Below are 15,918 nucleotides of genomic sequence, written 5' to 3'. Positions count from 1 at the left end.
GCAGGGCGGTGCCCGCCGGGGCACGCCACGTCGTCCCCGGTGTGCCCCGCCTGCAGTCGGCGCAGCGGCAGCGCCCGTCCCGGGCGGCGAGCAGCGCTGGCGGGTACGGCCGTCATGGTGCCCGGGATGCGGCGCGGCCTGTGCCGGGTCTCGGGTTCCTCTCCGGTGCCCGTGGTCTCGTCGGACGCGTCGAGGCGTGGCCGGGGCCCGAGGCCGTAGGCGGCATGAGGACGGGGGAGGAACCGGCGTGCCCGCGGGGCGGCTCCTCGAGGTAGCACCAGGAGTACCCGAGGGCGGCCGGCGTCAGCACGGAGGTCACAGCGGCCGTACCCGGCCCGGGGCCGTCCACGAACGGCCGGCCACAGTCCGGGCGGGGCCGGGAGGAGCGCTTGGCGGGCGGGGTCGCGGGGGCGACGGCTGCGACCGCCGAGGCGGCGACGGGCAGCAGGGCGACGACCGCCACGATCGCGCTCGGCGCGGGCGTCGGTGCCACCCGGAGTGCCCCGCGCACGGTCGGGAGACCGGCGGCGGCCTGCCTCAGGCTCATCAGTGGCCGAAGTCCGTCACGGCTTGTGCACCGCCGGGCTTCGATGCCGCGCGGACGGGAAACCAGTTTCGTTTGAGGGGAACTTGACAACGGGAGGATGCGATGGCACGTCCGGCGTTGCGCACGTTCACCGCCAGGGCCGGTCTTGTCCGGGCACCGGCGGCTGCTGAACGGGAACGGCGGCCGCTGCCGCTTCCGCTGCGGCTGCTGGCCATGGCCCTGGCCTTCGTGGCGATGGTGGCGTTCGCCGCCGCGCTGGCCCGGCTGACGCTGGAGCCGTCGCCCGCGTCACGGGCGCTGGTCCACAGCAATCTGCATCCGGGGCGTTCGCTGCGCGCCTATCTGGAGCAGCCCGGGGCGCGCGACGCCGTGCGGCAGATCGGCGGGAACGTGCTGCTCGGGGTTCCGTTCGGGATCCTGCTTCCGGTACTGGCGCCCGGGGCGCGGGGCATCCTGCGCGTGGGCTTCGTCACCGCGTGCGTGATGCTGCTGGTCGAACTGGTGCAGGGCGCGGTCGTCACGGGGCGCGCCTTCGACATCGACGACGTCATCCTCAACACCGCGGGCGCGCTGCTCGGCCATCTGCTGGTGGGGCGCCGGCTCGGACGGGCCGTGCATGCGCGCAAGCCGCGCAAGGCCTGAGACGGGGCCCCGCCGAGCGTCGTACGCGGTCGTCGTACCGGCTAGTGCGGCGTCCAGTGGAACTTCCCGCCACCCACCCAGCGGACCAGGTCCGGGTCGTCGCAGTCGTGGACCAGGACACCTGCCTCCGCGGCGAGCGCCAGCACGTCGGTGAGCGAGTACGCCTCGCCGACCACCTCGCCGTCGATCTCCACGATCCGGAACGGCGGGTTGCCCGGCTGGACCCCGAGCACCACGACCCGCGGACGGGAGATGTGGGGACTCGCGATTTCGGTCATGCAATCGAGGGTAGAGCGGTCCGTGCTCCGGGGCCGCCGGACGCGCCCGTCGTGCGTGCCGCACGCCGGTGGGCAACGCTGGGGGAAGGAGGTGCCGATTGGACCCCGTCGCAGCGCTGGACCGGATCGCGTTCCTGCTGGAGCGGGCCCAGGCCCCGACCTATCGCGTACGGGCCTTCCGCACCGCGGCCGCCGTGGTGGCCGCCCTGCCCGAGGGCGAGGTCGCCGAGCGCGCGGCGGCCGGGACGCTGGAGTCGCTCAAGGGGATCGGGCCCACCACCGCCCAGGTGGTGCGGGAGGCGGTGTCCGGGCGGGTTCCCGGCTACCTGGAGAAGCTGGAGCAGGAGGGCGGGGCCGCTCCGGCGCGGGGCGGCGAGCGGCTGCGGGCGCTGTTGCGCGGCGACTGCCATCTGCACTCGGACTGGTCGGACGGCGGCAGCCCGATCGTGGACATGGGCCGGACGGCGGCGCGGCTGGGTCACGAGTGGGCGGTGCTCACCGACCACTCCCCCAGGCTCACCGTCGCCCGCGGGCTGTCCGCGGAGCGGCTGCGCGAGCAGTTGGACGTGGTCGCCGCGCTCAACGAGGAGTGGGCGCCCTTCCGGCTGCTGACCGGCATCGAGTGCGACATCCTCGAGGACGGCTCCCTGGACCAGGCCCCGGACCTCCTCGACCGGCTCGACGTGGTGGTCGTCTCGGTGCACTCCAAACTGCGCATGGAGGCGCGCTCGATGACCCGCCGCATGGTCGCGGCCGTCCGCAGTCCGCTGGCCGACGTGCTCGGCCACTGCACCGGACGGCTGATCACCGGGCGCGGGCGACCGGAGTCCGAGTTCGACGCGGACGCGGTGTTCGCCGCGTGCGCCGAGTCCGGCACGGCCGTGGAGATCAACAGCCGGCCGGAGCGGCTGGACCCGCCGCGGCGACTGCTGCGCCGGGCGGTCGAGGCGGGAGCGCTGTTCGCGATCGACACCGACGCGCACGCGCCCGGCCAACTGGACTGGCAGATCAACGGCTGCGCCCGGGCCGAGGAGTGTCAGGTGCCCGCGGACCGTGTGATCACCACGTGGACCGCCCAGGAGTTGCTGGCCTGGACCCGTGACAGGCGCGTTCCCCGGCGTGTGGCCGACCGGACGCGTGGTACCCGCCCCGGTACGTGAGGAAGGAGAGGACAGGACATGGGACGAGCGGCCGTGTTCGACGTGGACGGCACCCTCGTCGACACGAACCATCTGCATGTCACGACATGGTGGGAGGCGTTCCGGCAGGCGGGTCACCAGGTGCCGATGCACGCCATCCACCGGGCGGTGGGGCTCGGCTCCCAGGATCTGATCGCCCACCTGCTGGGCAGGCGGGGCCGCGACGAGGTGGACATGCTGGTGGCCGCGCACACGGCCCTGTACGGCACGTACTTCGACCGCCTGCCGCCCCTGAAGGACGCGGGGCGGCTGCTGCGCCGACTCGACCACGACGGCTGGAACGTCGTGCTGGCCACCTCGGCGAGCGGGCGTGAACTGTCGGCGTTGAGGCGGGCGATCGGGGCGGACGACGCGATCGCGGCGACGGCGAGCGCGGACGACGTGGAGACGGGGAAGCCTTCGCCGGAGCCCGTGGAACACGCCCTGGAACTGGCCGGTGTGCCGCCCGAGCAGGCGGTGTTCGTGGGTGACACGGTGTGGGACATGCGGGCGGGGACCCGGGCCGGAGTGACCTGTGTCGGCCTGTTGTCCGGGGGCATTCCGAGCACGGATCTGCAGGAGGCGGGCGCGCGCGCGATCTACCGGGACCCGGCGCATCTGCTGGCCATGCTGGACGACAGTCCGCTGGCACCCGACACGTAAGACGTGCGGGGCCGTATGCCGCGCCCTCGCCCAGTGACGTAGATCACTGTCGGCGGCTGGATTTTCCGGAACACCGACCGGTAGTTTCTTGTTGAACAAGCCGTGGGAGCGCACGGGACCGTGTCCCCGGGCCTCGACCTCCGCCCACAGGGACGATCGTTCGGCTGAAGCCCTGTGGAGCCTTTCACCGAGAGTCGACCGCCGTGCGCGCCCCCACAGGCCGCCCCGACCGGTCTTCCCCCGTCCGGTCGGGGCCTTTCCCTGCCCGCGCCTCGGGCGGTCCGCCCGCACCCGGACGGCAGCGGCTTGACTTCGAGAGCACTCCAATTCGTAGCGTCCCCTCATGAGCACTGCACAGCACACAATCGGGTCCGGTTTCGACGCGAAGAGCACCGCTGACGACGTACTTCGGGGTATCGACCTCAGCGGGAGGCTCGCGGTAGTGACGGGAGGCTACTCCGGGATCGGCCTGGAGACGACGCGCGCGCTCGTCAAGGCGGGCGCCCGGGTGCTGGTCCCGGCGCGGCGCCGGGACGTGGCCCAGGAGGCGCTCGCCGGACTCGACCGGGTGGAGACGGACGAGCTCGACCTCGGCGACCTGCAGAGCGTGCGCGGGTTCGCCGAGCGGTTCCTCGCGTCGCGGCGCACCATCGACATCGTGATCAACAATGCCGGGATCATGGCCACCCCGGAGACGCGCGTGGGGCCCGGCTGGGAGGCGCAGTTCGCCACCAACCACCTCGGGCACTACGCGCTCGTGAACCGGCTGTGGCCGGCGATCGCACCGGGCGGGGCGCGCGTGGTGTCCGTGTCGTCGACCGGTCACCACAGGTCCGGGATCCGCTGGGAGGACCTGCACTTCAAGCAGGGGTACGACAAGTGGGAGGCGTACGGCCAGGCGAAGACCGCGAACGTCCTGTTCGCCGTGCATCTCGACCGGCTGGGCCGCAAGGACGGGGTCCGCGCCTTCTCCCTGCACCCCGGCGGGATCATCACCCCGCTCCAGCGTCACCTCGCCAAGGAGGAGATGGTCGAGCGCGGCTGGATCGACGAGACGGGCGCCCCGGTGGACCCGGACGCCTTCAAGACACCCGAGCAGGGTGCGGCCACCCAGGTGTGGGCGGCGACCTCACCTCGGCTGGACGGCATGGGCGGGGTGTACTGCGAGGACTGCGACGTCGCGGAGCCCGCACCGGCGGACGGCGGGCGCAGCGGGGTGAAGGACTGGGCGATCGATCCCGAGCAGGCGGCGCGCCTGTGGCAGGTGTCCGCAGACCTGACGGGCGTCGACGCGTTCGCGTCCGGCTCCTGAGAGTCGCGCCCGGCTCCTGGGAGTGCGGAGCGCCGTCGGCCCGCGGAACCCTCCCGCTCCGGGGGCTCAGGCCCGGCCGGTGCCTCGGGGACGAGGCCGTCAGCCCGGGGGCTCGTCCGGTCCGGGCGTCTCGGGGTCGGCGGAGCCCGTGGGGCGGTCGCCCTGCCCGCCGGTGCCCGCCTCGTCCGTGTCGGGGACGTCCGGGGCATCGGGGCCGCCCTGCGCGGGGCGGGCGTCCCACCGGTCCTCCCCCTCGCGGGCCTGCTGGTCCGGCATGTCCCTCGGAACCGGCTCCACGGTCTCGCCGGGACCCTCGTGCCGGTGCTCGGTCACGGCGATCACTCCATTCCTCTCGTTGCCGGCGCGGCTGGCCCCGCACGCGGCGGGGCCCTTCCGGGCGAGGCGCCGGGTACCGCGGGGAGGGTCCCCGAAACCGGCGGTCGAGGGGTGACCAGGGATGCGGTGCCCTCTCCGGTCGGGGCCGGCACGGCAGCCCCGCGGCAGCCGCTTCGGTGCTGTCATCCGGCCGCGTACACGTCCTCGACATAGCGTCCCGACGCGACCAGCTCGTCCAGCCACCGCCCGGAGTCCCCGCCCGGCACCCGCTCGGAGTACAGCGCACGGAACGCCTCGCGCACACCCGGGGCCATCCGGGAGCCGTCCCCGCAGACGTACACGCGGGCCCCGGCATCGAGCAGCCGCCACACCTCGTCGGCCTCGGCGGCGATGCGGTGCTGTACGAAGGACGCCCCGTCGACGGGCGCCGCGCTGAACGCGGGGCGCAGCGAGACGGCACCGGTGGCCTCGGCCGCCCGCAGCTCCTCGGCGTGCAGGAAGTCCGCGTCCGGCGCGTCACAGCCGACGTAGCAGAGGGCCGGGGCGAGCCGGGCGCCCTCGGCCAGCGCCCGCACCCGGTCCGCGATGGCGCCGCGGAACGGGGCGAGCCCGGTACCGGCCGCGACCATGACGACCGGACCCGAGTGGTCGACGCGGAAGGCCTCACGGCAGGGCTGGACGCGGGCCAGGACGGTGTCGCCGGGCTCGACCGCGACCAGGTGCCCCGAGCCGGCACCCCGGAAGGTGCCGTTCCCCGAACGGGCCGGTGCCTGGAGGAGCGAGACCATGAGGTCGACGTGGCCGGGGTCGGCCGCGGGCGAGGAGGACACCGAGTAGTGCCGCGGGCGCAACGGCGTGAGCACTTCCAGCAGCGTGGCCCAGTCGAGGACGCCGCGCAGGGCGGGGTACGCCTCGATCACCTCGACGAGTGTGCGCGGGTCGTCGGTGAGGGCCGCCAGTGCGGCACGTTCGGGAGGGCACGGGTTGGCGGCGGCGAGCACGGCCAGTTGGTCGGCGCTCGGCCGCTCGTGCAACTCCACGTGGTGGGCGAGGAGCCGGCGTACCGTCAGCGGCCGGTCCACGGCCAGGCCGTCGCGGCGCGGGCGGGCCGTGCGGATGTCCAGGACGGTGTCCGGGTCCACGCCGAGCGCGGTGGCCGCCCGCTCGACCATGGCCTTGTCGTTGACGGGCAGCACGGCCACGTGGTCGCCGGTGCGGTAGGTCGTGCCCTCGGGCAGTGCGAGGCGCACGAACCGCTTGAGCCGGGGATGGCCGGGCGCCGTCAGGTCGTACGCGTCGGTGACCGTCATCGGAACCAGGTCGTGCCGCGCGGCCAGTGCGTCCAGCGGGCCGCCGGTGAGGGTTCGGACCCGGTACGCCCGTGCCGGCTCCGCGACGACGGCGGCGTCCGGGTCGCCGTACCGCTCCAGGAGGGCGGTGCGCAGCCGCGCCGTGAAGGCGCGTACGGTGCCGCCGAGGTCGCCCGAGGCGTCGGCCGCCGCGCGGTCCAGCAGGCGGGTGCCGCCCAGTTCGGCCAGGCGTTCGTCGATACGGGTCGGGACGTGCTGATAGGTGGCGGACCAGGTGCGGTCGCCGATGCCGAGGACGGCGTAGGTGACGTCGGCGGCATCGTCGGCCGGGTTCCCGGACAGCCGGGCGCAGAAGGCGGTGGCGTCGTCCGTGGGCTGCCCGTTGTAGGAGGCGGCGGTGATCACGACGGGGCGGTCGGTGGGCAGGCGGCCGGCGTACGCGTCCAGGGGCGCGACCTCCGTCTCACAGCCCACGGCGGCGGCCTCGTCGGCGAGTCGGCCCGCGACGTCCCGGCAGGTGCCGTAGTTGCTGCCGTGCAGGAAGAGTGCCCGGGTGCCGGGGCGTACACGGGCCGGCAGGGCGGTGCCGTCGGCGACGGGCTCCGTGCGCGGCCGGTCGGCGCCGGGCAGGGGCGGGTGCGTCCGGTCGGCGGCGGTGCGCGGCGACAGGGTGAGGGTGAAGCCCTCGGGCTTGAGGGTGAGGGTCTCCTTGACCGTGAGCCGGTAGTCGGCGTGGTCGTGGAGGCGGTAGCGGTGGACCAGCATCGCCAGCAGCATGGTCGCCTCGTGCAGCGCGAACTGGCGCCCGATACAGGCGCGTTCACCGGTGCCGAACGGCTTGTAGGCGTGTGGTGGGCGGGCGGCCTCGGCCTGAGGCGTGAAGCGGGAGGGGTCGAACAGTTCGGGGTTGTCGCCCCACACCGGCTGCCGGTGCAGCATCGGGGTGAGAACGGTGACGGACTGTCCGGCGCGCAGCGGGACGCGGCCGCCGAGCACGGTGTCCTCGCGGGCCTGCCGGCCGAAGGCGGCGGCGGTCGGCCACAGCCGCAGCGCCTCGTTCAGCACCTGCCGGGTGTAGGTGAGCCTCCCGATCTCGTCGTACGTCGGATCCGGGTCGGCGGCGTCGCCCCACAGGGCGTCGACCTCCCGTTGGACGAGCTGGAGCACCGCCGGGTTCTTGACGAGGTGGTGGAGGGCGAACGACATCGCGCCGGACGTGGTCTCGTGGCCGGCGATCAGGAAGGTGATCACCTGGTTGCGGATGTTGGCGGCGTCCAGGGCGGTGCCGTCGGCGGGGCGCCGCGCGGTGAGCATGAGGCCGAGCAGGTCCTCCGCCTCGCCCTGTTCACCGCCCGACATTCGTGCGGCGATGACGTCGTCGACGACCTGGGCGAGATAGCCGGCGTCGGTGCGGAAGGCCGCGTCCGCCGCCGTGTGGTCCTCGCCGGGCAGCCGGCCGAGCCGGGTCATGCTCCACTCCAGGCAGCGGACCATCGACTCGACGAAGGGGTGCGGCTCCTCGCGCGCGAAGGAGCCGAAGTCGTAGCCGAAGCCGGCGAGCCCGATGGTGTCGAGGGTCATCCGCGTCATGTCGTCGGGGACGTTCACCGGCAGGCCGTCGCGGCCGGCCCGGTCCCAGCACTCGACCAGCCGGCGCGCCACGCGCAGCATCACCGGGTGATAGGCGCGCATCGAGCCGAGGGCGAAGGCGGGCATCAGGACGTCGTGGGCCCTGGCCCAGTTGGGCTCGTCGTTGTACGCGGTGAACAGGCCGTCCCCGGCGAACTCGCGGACGTTCTCCAGGGCGGGGCCGACGGCCTTGGCGAAGCGGGACTCGTCGGCGAGGTCGGTGACCAGGTCCAGGTCTGCCACGAACAGGACGTCGCGCCCGTGCAGCCGGCGCACCAGCAGGGGGCCGTGCCGCCGCATCAGCTCCATGACCTGCTGGATCGGGGTACGGCCGGGGCCCACCTCGGAGATGTCGGCCACGGGGACGCCGTGCGGGTCGTTGATGGTGGTCTGCGGGGGCGCGGTGGGGGGCATGGGGCGACAACTGCCTTTCGCGGTACGGAACTCCTGCCACCAGCTTGGCCGCCGGGCGCCGCGGGCCCGTGCCGTGCGACTACATGAATCCGCAGTGGAAAGAGCCCGCGGGGCCTTGCCAAGCCGGCCTGGGCGCGCAAGGCGGCGCTGTCGGACACCATCTAGGGCCGACCGGTCGATCTCGGTGCTCGTATGCGGGTCGCGGGACCCGGCCCCTGGCGCCCGCGCCTAGGATCCGGGGCCGTGGCGAAGACGTTTGAGGAAATCGTGGAGATGCAGCGCGCGGCGAACGAGGCACAGGTGCGGACCGCCGAACTGCGCCAGAGGTACGGCCCGCCCACCGCCACGCCGTGGACCAAGCAGCAGACCGACACGTACGAGACCGCCTGGCGTGCCTGGCGCGACCTCGACCGGGACCTTCAGGCCGAGCTCACCGAGTACGCGAAGACGCACGGCCGGACGCGCGCCGACGTGGAGGCGGAGGCGCTGGCACAGGCGGAGGAACCGCCGGAGAGTGCCTAGCTCCGGCAGGCAACGTTTGAGGGTTCCTCCGATTTACCCGTACCTGTTCAGGCACCGGCCGGCACGAGTTCGCCGGTACGGGGTGTCAGCCACACCGTGCCGGATCCCCTTCCGGCCCAGACCGACGGGCCCCGACCGGCCGTGGCGGCCCGTCATGTCGTCATCGGCGGGCGAGGTCGATCCACCAGTCGTTCGATCTGGCCCAGTGCCCCTTGGGGTACTCGAAGTCGACCTGTCCGAGCAGTTCGAAGCCGGCCTTGCGGCAGACCGCGTTGGAGGCGGCGTGGTCCACGCTCGGGAACGCGTGCAGATACCGGTGCGCCCCGGTGGCTCGCGCCGCTTCCACGACCGCGCGGGCCGCGCGGGCGGCGAACCCCCGTCCCTGGAACTCGGGCAGCACTCCCCACCCGGTCTCCCAGACCGTCGCGTCACGCCACGGCCGCTCCCAGAAGCCGATGGACCCCACCGTCTCGCCGCTGTCCGCCGACGTGATCCGGTACATCCGGCCCGCTTCGAGGGCGAGATAGCGCCGGTGCCGTGCCACGAGTTGCTCCTCGGTCTCGGGGCCGCCCAAGTGCTCGGTCATCTCCGGGCTGTTGATCCGGCGCAGCAGCCGGAAGTCGCCCTCGGCCCAGGGCTCGAGCCGCACCTGTCGCGCATCCGTGGTGTCCATGGCGCTCATCTTGGGGCCGGGGTCTGACAACGGCCCCGCCCCGAACGGGAGCCGAGCCTCCGGCCTGGGCGTCTATCGTTGATCGCGGAACGTGGTGGGAGGGGTGCGATGGACTCGGAACCTCAGGCCGCGGTCGTATGGCGGAACCGGGCGCTGACCCTCTTCGACCGGATCCCGATGCCGGTCGCGGTGTGCGACGTCCACGGGGCGATCGCGCTGGCCAATCCCGCGATGGCCACCGAGTGGGGTGCCACACCCGGACGTCTGCGCGGGCGGAACGTGCTGGACCGGTTCCGGCCGCAGGAGCCGACACAGCTCGAGCGGATCGCTCAGGCCCTGCGATTGCGGCACCGTTCGCGCTATCCGGTGTCGGTACGCTGGGACGCCGCCGACGGGGCGCGGCGCCATGGTGAGCTGACCGCGGATCCGGTCAGCGACTCGGTCGAGGCGACGCCCGCGCTGCTGGTCCTGGTACGTGTGCTGGGCGAGTGCCCCGTGCCGGACGAGACGACCGCCGGCCCGCCGGCCGGCCCCGCAGAGGCACGCATACTGGCGCTGCTGGCCGGGGGCGCCACCACGGCCCGGGTGGCGCGCGAGACCGGGCTCACGGTCGACGGCGTCACCTACCACCTGCGGCGTCTGTCGCAGCGCTGGGGTGCGGCGAACCGTACGGAGCTGGTGGCGCGCGCCTATGCGCTGGGCGTGCTCACGCCCGGCGTGTGGCCGCCGGAGGCGGCCGGCTGCTGAACCCCGGCGCCGCCCCGACCACCTGGCGGCGGAAGTTCAGCGTGCCGTGCACCGGCCGCTCGGGCGCGGGCCCGGTGTCGTGGCACCGCCGAAGGTCCGGCTCTCCCGGCGCGTGCGGTCTCCGCCGGGGTGGGCGGTGGGTCCGCCCGTTGCTGGTACCGGTGACGCACTGCGAACGGTGGGCGCCGTGCGCGACCGGCGTCCGCGGAATCTGCCGGCCGTCGGGCAGCAGCCGGTCCGGATGGAAGGGGGGTCGGCCGCAGGTCCCCCGGATACCGGGGAACCCGAGGAGAGAGCCGCGCGTGCGGCAGGGCACGTTCGGCCGCCGTGGCGGCACCGGCGCCGCAGCCGCCTCGCTCGTCGCCTCTGAAATCCATTGGCCGCCCCGGCGGAAACCAACTACTTTAGGCGAAAACCTAGGACCCCTAGGTCTGCCCTGGATTCCGTACGAGCGCAAGGACAAGGACCGCTCATGAGACCGCTCACCGAGCAGGACATCCGCAACTCCTTCATCAACTGCTCGAAGGGAGAGGCCAAACGCCTGGCGATACCCCGCGACCTCGGCGAACGCCCCTGGGACGACCTGGACTTCCTGGGCTGGCGGGATCCGGGGGCACCCGATCGCAGCTATCTGGTCGTCGAACGCGCCGACCGGCTCGTCGGCGTCGCGCTGCGCTTCCCCTCCTCACAACGCGGCTTCCTTCACCGCAGCATGTGCTCGCTGTGCCTGACCACCCACCCGGGCAGCGGCGTGTCCCTGATGACGGCGCGCAAGGCCGGCGCGGCCGGCCGCGAGGGCAACTCGGTCGGCGTATACATGTGCACCGACCTCGCGTGTCCCCTGTACGTGCGCGGAAAGAAGGTGCCGGAGGCCGGGGGCCGCTTCCAGGAGAGCCTCACGACCGAGGAGCAGATCGCCCGGATGACGGCCAATCTGTCCGCCTTCCTGGACAACCTGGGCGTCTGAGGCTCCCGGACTCGGTGGCTCCCCCGCCGGGTCCGGTGGCTGCCCCCGGGCGACGGCCGCCGTGCCGTTGTGTACGTTCGATGCCTGGGTGCGAAGGGAAGGGCGTTAGGGATGCGAGATGTCCGTGATGCCTGGGCAGGGGCCGCCGGCCGGATCGCCAGGTGGCGGCAGGAGCCCGAGGTCGTCCAGGCGGTGCGTTCGACGGCGGCCGCGACCGTGGCGTATGTCGTCGCCCTGCGCCTGAGCCCGGAGCCGGCCCCCCTGACCGCGCCCCTGACCGCGCTCCTCGTGGTGCAGGTGACGCTGTACGCGACGCTCACCACCGGGGTTCGCCGGGTGAACTCCGTGGTGGCCGGCGTCGTCATCGCGATCCTGTTCAGCACCCTGGTGGGCCTGACCTGGTGGAGCCTCGCCCTGATCATCCTGGCCTCGCTGGCCGTGGGGCATCTCGTACGGGTCAGGGAGTTCGTACAGGAAGTGGCGATCAGCGGCATGCTGGTCCTCGGGGTGACCCAGGTCGGCAGCACGGCCTGGGCCCGCGTCGTGGAGACGCTCATCGGCGCGGCGGTCGGCCTCGCCACCAATCTGTTCATCGCGCCCCCGGTGTGGCTGGGGGCCGCCGGTGAGTCCATCGAGGGGCTCGCTCGCCGGATCCGCCAGCTGATGCTGCGCGTCGGGGAGGAGGCCGCGGGCCAGACACCCGCCGTGCAGGTGACGGCACGGCTGCACGAGGCCCGCAGGCTGGATCATGACATCGTCCTGGTGGACGCCGCCCTGCGGCAGGCCGAGGACAGCCTGAAGCTCAACCCCAGGGTCCGCGAGGGCCTGCTGCACCGGATCGTGCTGCGCACCGGGCTCGACACGCTGGAGATCGTCACAGTGGTGCTGCGGGTGATCTCCCGCACCCTCGCCGACCTGGCGAAGGAGCGGGAACCGGAGCCTCTGTTCGAGCCGGAGATCGGGGCGACGCTGGACCGGCTGCTGTCGGAGATCGGCGACGCCGTGGTCAGCTTCGCGGTGCTCGTCACCACCGATGTGAGCCGCAGCGCCGAGTCCGCGGAGACCCGGCTCGCCGAGGAGCTGGTCACGGCGGGCGCGACGCGCGACAAACTGGCCCAGCTGCTGCTGGAGGAGGTCCAACGTGACAGCCGTCAGTGGCAGTTCCACGGCGCGGTGCTGACCGAGGTCAACCGCATCCTGGACGAGCTGGACATCGAGCACCGCACACGGCGTCTGCTGGAGGAACTGGACCGCGGCACCGGGGAGCAGCGCGAGCGCAACCCGCGTCTGGCCAGGCTGCTGGACCTGGTGCGCGACCGACGGTCGGCCCGCTCGCGTGATCGCCGCCGGCGCCGGAACCGCACCGGCCCGCCCCGGCGTTCCAGGTGAGGACGGGGGCCACCGACCGGGAAATGGGGCGGGCCGCGTGCCCGCGGTGCGGATCGGCGGAACCGGCGTTCGCCTCACTCGCCGTCCGTGCGCCGCCGCACTGCGCGTGGGCAGCTCGGGGCGGCCTGCGCGAGCAGGGCGTGCATGCGTTCGGCCAGTTGCGCCACCGTGTCCGCGGGCTCGGGGAACGGCAGGCGGATGTCGCCGTGGTCACGGGCACGCTCGATGCGCAGCGTCAGCCCGTGCCGGCCCACTACCTCCTCAGGTAAGCCTTGCCTAACTTATCGGAGATCGGGGTGAGCGCCAACCAGGCCCGGGGTCACCGCGGAGCGGTTCAGTGCTGCGCCGTCCAGTGGGCGGGGCGTGTGACGGACGCCGGAAGCTTGGTGCCCGCGCTCCCCCGCGCCGCGTTGATCTGCGGCTGGGTCAAGAAGAAGGCGCCGGTCAGATCGGCGTCCGTGAGGTCCGCGTCCCGCAGGTCGGCACCGATCAGATCAGTGGTGCGCAGGTCGGCGCCCGTGAGGTCGGCGGCTATCAGGTAGGCGCCGCGCAGACTCGCACCCCGCAGGTCGGCTCCCTTCAGGCGCGCGCCGATGAGATCCGCGCCCCGCCGGTCCTTCGAACGGCGGCCGGTTCCGGACCGGACCAGCTCACTGGTGCGCAGCAGCAGCGCGTTCACCTCCTGCCGGTGCGCGCCCACATCCAACGCGCCGAGCTCCTCCGGGGTGCCCAGAGTCAGCCGCTCGGTCTCCTCCAGCATGCGGCGCAGATCGGCCTGGACCGGTCGGGCCGCGGGGAGGCCGAGCGCCTCGGTCAGGTACCGGAGCAGCTCGTGGAGTTGGCGTACGACGGGGAACACACCGAACATCCGCCGGGCGTGCTCCCGGTCGCCCGACCGCCAGTCCCGCCCGCCGAAGGTGATCTGGGAGACCTTCTGTCCGGCGCCGAAGCAGTCGTAGACCGTGCAGCCGGAAAACCCGCGCTCCCGCAACCCGGAGTGCACACCGCAGCGGAAGTCGCCCTGGAGGTTGCGGCAGGGTGTTCCGGCGTCCTTGTCGACCGCGAAGTCGGCGGAGCGTGCGAAGGGCAGCGCGACACAGCACAGGGCGAAGCAGGAGCCGCAGTCGCCGCGCAGGCCGGAACGGTCGGTGGAGGATGCGTGCATGACATCACCCTAATCGGGGGTCCCCTGCCGGTGCTCGGGGTTGCCGTCGTCGCGGCGGCGGCCGGCTCCCGGGCGGCGCAGGTCCCCGTCCGTCAACGCCTCGATGTAGGTGCGGTGTTCGAGGAGGGACCGTACCGCGCGTTCGAGACCCGCTGTCGCGTCCACGGCGTGCGTCGGCCGGGCGGAACCGGCGACGGCGACCCAGCGGACGCCGTTCCAGGGCTCGAGGCCCCGCTCGGTGAGCTCCGGGAAGATCCACCGGTTGCCGGCGTCCGAGGCCGCGTCCAGGGCGGCGCGTCCCACGGCCACGTGGTCCGGGGTGTTCCAGGCGACGCCGCCCCAGGTGTCGCGGTGGTTGAGGGTGATGACCAGTTCCGGGCGGTGCGCGCGGATCGCCGCCGCGATGTCCCGGCGCAGCGCGACCCCGTATTCGACGACACCGTCCCGGTGGTCGAGGAACTCCACCGTGGACACCCCGACCACCGCGGCGCTCGCCCGCTGCTCCCGCTCCCGCAGCGCTCCGCACACGGAGGGTTCCAGCGAGTCGATCCCGGCCTCGCCTCGGGTGGCGAGGAGGTACGCCACCTCACGGCCGCCGTCGGTCCATCCGGCGATGGCCGCCGCGCAGCCGTACTCCAGGTCGTCGGGGTGGGCGACGACGGCGAGGGCGCGCCTCCAGTCGTCGGGCATGGGCTTGAGCGGCTCGCTCAGTGGCTCGGTCATGGCGGCAGGGTAGCGCCGCACACGCACGGACCGGTCAGTCCAGGGTGGCCCCCGGGCGCCGCCGGGTTCGACGCCTCGCGGCGGGTCTCGGGGTCAGGCCTCGTCCCGTGCCAGCGCCAGCAGGCGGTCCAGGACGCGGGGGCCGCCCGCGCGGACACCGTCGTGTTCGAACTCGTCCGTGACCCAGGTGCGCAGGCCGCGGATGGCGTCGGCCGTCTCCAGGGAGTGCGCGGTGTCGACGTACATGTCGTCGTGGTAGATCGCCGCGGCCACCGGTACCTCGTTGGCGGAGAGGCGGGCGCGGTCGTACAGCGGGGTCCAGTCGGTGCGTTCGGCGAGCAGGTGGGCCGTCTCCCGCAGCGGGCGCAGCGCCGGGTCGGTGTCGAACGTCCACGGGTGCACGGACTCTCCCGTGAACAGCACCGGCCCGTCGCTCATGAGCGCCTTCGCCGCGTCGAACTGCGGGAACTCGGCGCGCACCCGCTCCGCCGACCAGGCGGTGGGGCGTTCGTCCTGGCCGTAGATCGCCTCGTGGACCAGCGCGTACAGGGGGTGGCCCGCATACGACAGCAGGTGGTGCACCTCCTCCTGGAAGGCGTCGGAGAGCGCGAGGCCCCGCGGGGTGCGGACGAAGGCGTCCTCGAGGAGGAAGTGCAGGCGGTGGCTGCCCTCGCCGCGGCCCAGAAGGATGCCGAGTGACTGGAACGCCTCCACGGTGAGCCGGTAGCCGCCGTTCAGGACCGGCTCGTGCCGGAGCAGGTACTCGGCGATGCGGCGGACGCGTTCGACGTCCTGCGGATAGCGGGTGTAGTGGGCGGCGACCTTGCGTTCGATGCGCGGGTAGGCGGCCCGGTAGACGTCGTCGGCGTGGGCGTCGAGGGCGGGCAGGCCGCCGGTGATCAGTGCGGCGCGCAGGCCCTCGGGGGCCGTCGACACATAGGCGACGGCGCAGAAGCCGCCGAAGCTCTGCCCGAGCACCGTCCAGGGGGCGCCGCCGGTGACCTGGGGGCGGACGGCCTCGCAGTCGCGGACGATGGAGTCGGCGCGGAAGTGCGTGAGGTAGTCGGCCTGTTCCCGGGGGCCGCCGCGCAGCGGGAGCGTCTGGCGGTTCGCGGGCGTGGAGGCGCCGGTGCCGCGCTGGTCGAGCAGGAGGACGCGGAACTCCTGGAGGGCGCGACCGAGCCAGGCCTGCCTGCCGACGAAGCGGTTCGCGCCGAAGCCTGGCCCGCCCTGGAGGTAGAGCAGCCAGGGCAGGTCGTCGTCCGCCTTGTCGCTCGCCACCACCTCCCGCGCGTACAGCTCGATCGTCTCACCGTCCGGGTTGCCGTGGTCCAGGGGCACGGTGAAGCGGCGGTCGGTGAGGACGACGCCGGGCTGGCGGTAGCTGACGGTCAACGGGGCTCCCCGGTAGGAACGGAATCCA

16 protein-coding genes and 1 pseudogene are annotated in these 15,918 nt (G+C 73.4%); 8 read left to right on the top strand and 9 right to left on the bottom strand.

Translation table 11 applies throughout. The features are described 5' to 3' along the window. Positions 1-112: 112 nt before the first annotated feature. A complete protein-coding gene (locus tag AC5WS8_RS26130; RefSeq protein ID WP_496105911.1) occupies positions 113-547 on the bottom strand; it encodes a hypothetical protein in 435 nt (144 codons plus the stop codon). A gap of 102 nt (positions 548-649) precedes the next feature. Here AC5WS8_RS26130 and AC5WS8_RS26125 point away from each other — a divergent pair, with 102 nt between their 5' ends. Beyond that, positions 650-1,189 (top strand): VanZ family protein, encoded by a 540-nt coding sequence (locus AC5WS8_RS26125; RefSeq protein WP_496105910.1) that lies wholly within the window; start codon positions 650-652, stop codon positions 1,187-1,189. Between the two features lie 41 nt (positions 1,190-1,230). Here AC5WS8_RS26125 and AC5WS8_RS26120 read toward each other — a convergent pair whose 3' ends face one another. Then, on the bottom strand, positions 1,231-1,467 hold the full coding sequence (locus AC5WS8_RS26120) for a hypothetical protein (RefSeq protein WP_496105909.1): 237 nt from the start codon (positions 1,465-1,467) through the stop codon (positions 1,231-1,233). Between the two features lie 98 nt (positions 1,468-1,565). Between AC5WS8_RS26120 and AC5WS8_RS26115 the strand changes: the two genes are divergently transcribed. From AC5WS8_RS26115 to AC5WS8_RS26105, 3 genes are all read left to right on the top strand, one after another. Beyond that, entirely contained in the window at positions 1,566-2,627 is a 1,062-nt protein-coding gene (locus AC5WS8_RS26115) for a PHP domain-containing protein (RefSeq protein ID WP_496105908.1), read from the top strand. 18 nt (positions 2,628-2,645) lie between these two features. Beyond that, positions 2,646-3,308, top strand: a complete 663-nt coding sequence (locus AC5WS8_RS26110) for an HAD family hydrolase (RefSeq protein ID WP_496105907.1) — start codon at positions 2,646-2,648, stop codon at positions 3,306-3,308. 343 nt (positions 3,309-3,651) lie between these two features. After that, entirely contained in the window at positions 3,652-4,620 is a 969-nt protein-coding gene (locus AC5WS8_RS26105; RefSeq protein ID WP_496105906.1) for an SDR family NAD(P)-dependent oxidoreductase, read from the top strand. Between the two features lie 99 nt (positions 4,621-4,719). On the opposite strand, the gene AC5WS8_RS26100 is transcribed toward AC5WS8_RS26105, so the two are convergent. Both AC5WS8_RS26100 and AC5WS8_RS26095 read right to left on the bottom strand, forming a co-directional pair. Beyond that, complete coding sequence (locus AC5WS8_RS26100) at positions 4,720-4,953, bottom strand: hypothetical protein (protein WP_496105905.1); 234 nt, start codon at positions 4,951-4,953, stop codon at positions 4,720-4,722. 185 nt (positions 4,954-5,138) lie between these two features. Beyond that, entirely contained in the window at positions 5,139-8,309 is a 3,171-nt protein-coding gene (locus AC5WS8_RS26095) for a bifunctional cytochrome P450/NADPH--P450 reductase (RefSeq protein WP_496105904.1), read from the bottom strand. Positions 8,310-8,552: 243 nt separating this feature from the next. Here AC5WS8_RS26095 and AC5WS8_RS26090 point away from each other — a divergent pair, with 243 nt between their 5' ends. Continuing rightward, a complete protein-coding gene (locus tag AC5WS8_RS26090; protein WP_496105903.1) occupies positions 8,553-8,831 on the top strand; it encodes a hypothetical protein in 279 nt (92 codons plus the stop codon). 160 nt (positions 8,832-8,991) lie between these two features. Here the strand turns inward: AC5WS8_RS26090 and AC5WS8_RS26085 are convergent, their stop codons facing one another. Further along, the gene (locus AC5WS8_RS26085; RefSeq protein WP_496105902.1) at positions 8,992-9,504 is read right to left on the bottom strand and encodes a GNAT family N-acetyltransferase; all 513 of its coding nucleotides are present in this window, start codon (positions 9,502-9,504) and stop codon (positions 8,992-8,994) included. A 108-nt stretch (positions 9,505-9,612) separates the two neighbouring features. Here AC5WS8_RS26085 and AC5WS8_RS26080 point away from each other — a divergent pair, with 108 nt between their 5' ends. The 3 genes from AC5WS8_RS26080 to AC5WS8_RS26070 all read left to right on the top strand — a co-directional run bounded on the left by AC5WS8_RS26080 (position 9,613) and on the right by AC5WS8_RS26070 (position 12,607). Next, the gene (locus AC5WS8_RS26080) at positions 9,613-10,251 is read left to right on the top strand and encodes a helix-turn-helix transcriptional regulator (protein ID WP_496105901.1); all 639 of its coding nucleotides are present in this window, start codon (positions 9,613-9,615) and stop codon (positions 10,249-10,251) included. Positions 10,252-10,723: 472 nt separating this feature from the next. Further along, positions 10,724-11,218, top strand: coding sequence for an FBP domain-containing protein (locus AC5WS8_RS26075; protein WP_496105900.1), 495 nt, complete (start codon positions 10,724-10,726; stop codon positions 11,216-11,218). A gap of 111 nt (positions 11,219-11,329) precedes the next feature. Then, positions 11,330-12,607 carry an FUSC family protein gene (locus AC5WS8_RS26070; RefSeq protein WP_496105899.1) on the top strand — a complete coding sequence of 426 codons (1,278 nt, stop codon included), beginning with the start codon at positions 11,330-11,332 and terminating at the stop codon, positions 12,605-12,607. A gap of 74 nt (positions 12,608-12,681) precedes the next feature. On the opposite strand, the pseudogene AC5WS8_RS26065 reads toward AC5WS8_RS26070, so the two are convergent. The 4 genes and pseudogenes from AC5WS8_RS26065 to AC5WS8_RS26050 all read right to left on the bottom strand — a co-directional run. Then, a pseudogene (locus AC5WS8_RS26065) lies at positions 12,682-12,861 on the bottom strand (DUF2470 domain-containing protein); the annotation flags it as partial. A gap of 80 nt (positions 12,862-12,941) precedes the next feature. Then, positions 12,942-13,772, bottom strand: coding sequence for a pentapeptide repeat-containing protein (locus AC5WS8_RS26060; RefSeq protein ID WP_496105898.1), 831 nt, complete (start codon positions 13,770-13,772; stop codon positions 12,942-12,944). Between the two features lie 9 nt (positions 13,773-13,781). Continuing rightward, positions 13,782-14,495 carry a PIG-L deacetylase family protein gene (locus tag AC5WS8_RS26055; RefSeq protein WP_496105897.1) on the bottom strand — a complete coding sequence of 238 codons (714 nt, stop codon included), beginning with the start codon at positions 14,493-14,495 and terminating at the stop codon, positions 13,782-13,784. A 93-nt stretch (positions 14,496-14,588) separates the two neighbouring features. Then, a complete protein-coding gene (locus AC5WS8_RS26050) occupies positions 14,589-15,890 on the bottom strand; it encodes an alpha/beta fold hydrolase (protein WP_496105896.1) in 1,302 nt (433 codons plus the stop codon). Positions 15,891-15,918 lie beyond the last annotated feature (28 nt).

It is taken from the genome of Streptomyces sp. PTL18, from assembly GCF_059510295.1.
This window is presented reverse-complemented; position numbering and strand designations above follow the sequence as displayed.